We start from the raw sequence: 4584 nt of genomic DNA on the forward strand, positions 1-4584 counted from the left end.
ATATCTCCCCGCCGCCATAAGCGCGGCGGCGGGGAGGATGCCGCTTCGATCGGGGCTAGGCCAACACAGCAGCGCCTCCCCGTTACAGCTGGCCATAAAGCGCATATAAGCCAAGAAGGTCATTACACATCAGGGCTTTTTGCCGAAAATAACATTAAAATTTCTATCCTTTTTATCTGCCCACCTGTCAGAACATTATCATTTCCCGCGAAACACGATGTAAATGGCAGGGATTAATCTATTGGAGTAGGAGTACAATCACGTTGCTGTAGGGTAACATCGCCAATATCCTTTTTTACACTTTGTGCCTACATTTTTTAGGCGGCACGGGGTCATAGCCCTGGCCGCCCCAGGGATTGCAGCGCACAATGCGGTTAACAGCCAGCCATAATCCTTTAAGCAGGCCATGCTCCCGCAGGGCCTCAACGCTGTATTGTGAGCAGGTAGGCGTAAAGCGGCATACACCCGGTGTGAAAGGCGATATAGCCGACTGGTAGAACCTTATCAGTGCTATAAAAGGTGCCGTCAGTATATGTTTTGCTTTCAAAGCAATAGTTTATATGGAGAAAGTAGTGCCCTCTTTAGTATCTTTTATCTGTATGCCTAACGCTGCCAGCTGGTCCCTTATATGGTCAGACAGGGCAAAATCTTTATTAGCCCTCGCTTCGTTCCTCATATTGATAAGCAGGTTTACAGCGCCTTCAAGCTTTTCGGCACCTGCACTGGCTTTAACCTCTGATTCCAGTCCCAGCACATCATATACAAATGCGTGAATAAGCCTGGTTAAGGTTTCTATATCAGCCGCATTAAGTGTTTCTTTACCGTCTTTTACCAGATTGATGTACTTTACTGCTTCAAAAAGCTGTGCAATAAGTATTGGGCTGTTAAAGTCATCGTTCATGGCCTCATAGCATTGCTGTTTCCAGCTATGGATGTCTAAGGTCGATTTGGCTGACGGGTTGAGTTCGTTTAAAGCCTCAATTGCCTCCATAAGCCGGTTAAAGCCTTTTTCGGCGGCAAGTATAGCATCATTGCTAAAATCAAGGATGCTCCTGTAATGTGCCTGCAGTATAAAGAATCGGGCAACCGAAGGTGAAAATGCCTTGCTGAGTTTATCGTTATTACCGCTGAATATTTCGCGTGGCAGGATGTTATTACCTGTTGATTTAGACATTTTTTTGCCGTTCAGCGTAAGCATATTGGCATGCATCCAGTAATTTACAGGCGAGTGTCCGGTACTGGCCTCATTCTGCGCAATTTCACACTCATGGTGCGGAAACTTCAGGTCCATACCGCCGCCATGTATGTCAAACTTTGTGCCCAGGTACTTGGTACTCATGGAAGTACATTCAAGGTGCCACCCCGGGAAGCCATCTCCCCACGGCGATGGCCAGCGCATTATATGTTGGGGTTCCGCTTTTTTCCATAATGCGAAATCGGCAGGGTTGCGCTTTGCTTCCTGCCCTGTAAGTTCCCTGGAATTAGCCATCATATCGTCCAGGTTCCTTCCGCTGAGTTTACCGTAATGGTGTTTTTCGTTGAACTTTACCACATCAAAATATACAGAGCCGTCCGACACATAAGCATACCCGTTTTCTATAATCTGCCTTATGGTCTCAATCTGTTCAATAATATGGCCTGTGGCGGTAGGCTCAATGCTCGGCGGCTGGTTATTGAACAGTTCCATGATTTGGTGGAAATCTACGGAATATTGCTGCACAATCTCCATTGGCTCCAGTTTTTCGAGCCTGGCTTTTTTAGCTATTTTATCCTCACCTTCGTCAGCATCGTCTTCAATATGGCCTACATCAGTAATATTCCGCACATAACGCACTTTATAGCCCAGGTGCTTGAGATACCTGAACACAAGGTCAAATGATATAAAAGTCCGGCAGTTGCCCAAATGTACATTGCTGTAAACCGTAGGCCCGCATACGTACATTCCTACTGTTCCTTCATGAATTGGCTTAAAAACTTCTTTTTCTCCTGTGAGGGAGTTATAAATCTTTAATTGCTGGCTTTGGTACAATTGCATTATTGCTAAAATTTAAAACTGTGTATCTAATTTTATATAATCTAAAAACTCCCTGCGTACGCCCTCTTCCTTAAACCTCCCACCGAATTCTGAGGTTACGGTACTGCTTTCAATATCGCGTATCCCCCTGGAATTGACGCATAAATGCTTGGCGTCTATAACACAGGCAACATCTTCGGTATTAAGCACTTTTTTTAGCTCCTGGACTATTTGCATGGTGAGCCTTTCCTGCACCTGAGGCCTTTTGGCGTAATAATCTACTATACGGTTCATCTTGGAAAGCCCCACCACAGTACCGTTAGATATGTAGGCAACATGTGCCCGCCCCACTATAGGGAGGAGGTGGTGCTCACAGGTTGAATATACCGTGATATTTTTTTCAACCAGCATCTCACCATATTTGTAGTGGTTCTGGAACGTTGAAGAACCCGGCTTTTTGGCTGGGTTAAGCCCACCGAATATTTCTTTTACAAACATTTTGGCGACACGGTTTGGAGTGCCTTTAAGACTGTCGTCAGTGAGGTCAAGGCCTAAAACACGGAGGATATTCTCTACATCTTTTTTAATCAGTTCTATTTTCTCTTCGTCATTTATAGCAAAAGCATCTTCACGCAGAGGTGTTTTTGCACTGGCAGAAATATGGTTATCACCTATGTCATCTTTATAATCTTCGTTAAAGGCCATCATAATAGTATTGATATTGCCCGCAAAGATAACTATAAAAATGTAATAAAAAATTTGATAATGCCTGCTGCTTGGGCTAGTTTATTTTAAAGTTAAAATTTTTGTTAGTAAAATATTAACTATATTTTTTAGTTAAGAGTGGTAGGGTAAATGCTTTTGCGGCTGTTCATTTGTAAAAATGCAGATTTATTGCATTATTTGAATCAAAATTATGTAAATTTCGCACTTCAAAAAAGACCCATTATAATGAGGAACAAGTATCTTTTTTTAGTTTTAGCTGTTTTTACCGGCCTGAATATTTTTGCGCAGGGTAATACTGCGGCGGGAATGCAGGCTTTTTGCGCCGGAGGTTCAGCATTAACGTTTAACAATACCACAAACAGCCCGGCGGCCAGCCTTACTGAAGCACAAAGCTACGGTTGCCTTGCCACCAGGCCTAATCCCGCCTGGTTTTATTTGCGGATAGATCAGGCAGGAAACCTGAATTTTACCATTTCGCAGGTTAATAATGCGGGTGGTGGTATTGACGTCGACTTTATTGCCTGGGGCCCATTTCCGGGGCCACCGCCCATTTTTGGCCCGGCAAACCTTAACCCGGGCACCCAGATAGGGTGTAGCTATTCGACTGCAGCAGTAGAAAACTTTACTATACCCAATGCGCAGCCCGGGCAATATTACGTTGTTCTAATTACTAATTTCAGTAACCAGGCAGGACAGATAAGCCTTACACAAACTAATGCGGGCCAGCCCGGTGCCGGTTCTACAAATTGTAATATTGTTTGCCCCCTTACATTAGGAGATAATTTTACTTTGTGTCCTGGTGACACAGCGATTCTGGAAGCATCCATAGCTTCAGAGCTTAACAGGATTGCTACTTATTCGTGGACATTTAATGGAAGCCCTATTACCGGTGCTAATACACGTTCTATCACCATAAGTACTCCGGGTGTTTATACCGTTACCGTTAACAAACCCGGATGCATTGCCAATGCAACGGCTACAGTTACGGTATCATTGCCGCCTCCGCTTCCTATTCCGCAGCCTTTAAACTTATTTGTCTGCCAGGCAGGGACGCCTCCTTATACGTATAATCTTCTCAGTAATACCCAGCATATGCTGCAAAATGAAGACCCGACTCTTTTTGAAGTATCGTACTTTCTTACGCAACAGGATGCTTTACAGGATGTTAATGCCATTACGTCTCCAGACGCTTACCAAAGCGCCGGTAACCAGACAATTTATGTAAGGATATATAAGCTAGGGGAATGTGTTGAGGTTAGGAGTTTCCAGCTCCTTTTAAATCAGGCCCCTACGGCCACGCAGCCGGCAGGAATCTCTCTTTGTGATGCCGATAATGATGGATTGGCAGTTTTTAATCTTACACAGCAAAATGCTGCCATATTAGCTGGCCAGGATAATACACAGAACACAGTATCTTATTATATAAGCCTGGCAGCCGCAAACAATATCAGTGCTACACCTATAGCTACGCCTGCAGCATATTCGTCGGCATCCGGTGTAGTATATGCCCGTGTATCAAATAATAATAATCCATCCTGCTTTTCTGTAACGTCATTTAACCTTTCTGTTATTCCTACCCCGGTTGTTGCAGATCCTGCAGATGTTTCTGCTTGTGTTTATGTAGGATATACGCTTCCGGCCCTCACAGTCGGGCAGTACTTTTCTCAGCCTGGTGGCATTGGCCCAACTATAGCCGCGGGTACTCTAATTACATCTTCTCAGACAATATATATATATGCACAGTCAAATACTGTTCCTAACTGTACTGTTGAACAAAGCTTCAACATAACCATAACCCCCCGGCCAGTTATTCCATCACTTACGCCTATATCGTTGTGTGATGA

The 4584-nt window shown here is 44.2% G+C and carries 4 protein-coding genes and 1 pseudogene; 2 read left to right on the forward strand and 3 right to left on the reverse strand.

What is annotated here, in order from left to right:
• On the forward strand, window positions 1-237 hold a 237-nt coding region (locus CHU92_RS15975), incomplete at its 5' end, for a hypothetical protein (protein ID WP_207759796.1).
• 58 nt (window positions 238-295) lie between these two features.
• Here CHU92_RS15975 and yidD read toward each other — a convergent pair.
• The 3 genes from yidD to folE are packed head-to-tail and all read right to left on the reverse strand — an operon-like array spanning window position 296 to window position 2719.
• Window positions 296-547 carry a membrane protein insertion efficiency factor YidD gene (gene yidD / locus CHU92_RS02635; protein ID WP_094412325.1) on the reverse strand — a complete coding sequence of 84 codons (252 nt, stop codon included), beginning with the start codon at window positions 545-547 and terminating at the stop codon, window positions 296-298.
• A 9-nt stretch (window positions 548-556) separates the two neighbouring features.
• Window positions 557-2035: a cysteine--tRNA ligase gene (gene cysS / locus CHU92_RS02640; protein ID WP_094412327.1), complete on the reverse strand. Its 1479-nt coding sequence runs from the start codon at window positions 2033-2035 to the stop codon at window positions 557-559.
• A 12-nt stretch (window positions 2036-2047) separates the two neighbouring features.
• On the reverse strand, window positions 2048-2719 hold the full coding sequence (gene folE / locus CHU92_RS02645) for a GTP cyclohydrolase I FolE (protein ID WP_094412329.1): 672 nt from the start codon (window positions 2717-2719) through the stop codon (window positions 2048-2050).
• 246 nt (window positions 2720-2965) lie between these two features.
• On the opposite strand from folE, the pseudogene CHU92_RS02650 reads away from it, so the two are divergent.
• Window positions 2966-4584 (forward strand): annotated as a pseudogene (locus CHU92_RS02650) (PKD domain-containing protein); the annotation flags it as partial.

Origin of the sequence: Flavobacterium cyanobacteriorum (genome assembly GCF_002251835.1) — a bacterium.
GTDB classification, from domain to species: Bacteria; Bacteroidota; Bacteroidia; order Flavobacteriales; family Flavobacteriaceae; genus Flavobacterium; species Flavobacterium cyanobacteriorum.

What these genes read in the sequence shown, in the direction of transcription:
- cysS (WP_094412327.1), bottom strand. Translation starts at nt 2,035, where the DNA reads ATGCAATTGTACCAAAGCCAGCAATTAAAGATTTATAACTCCCTCACA.
- folE (WP_094412329.1), bottom strand. Translation starts at nt 2,719, where the DNA reads ATGGCCTTTAACGAAGATTATAAAGATGACATAGGTGATAACCATATT.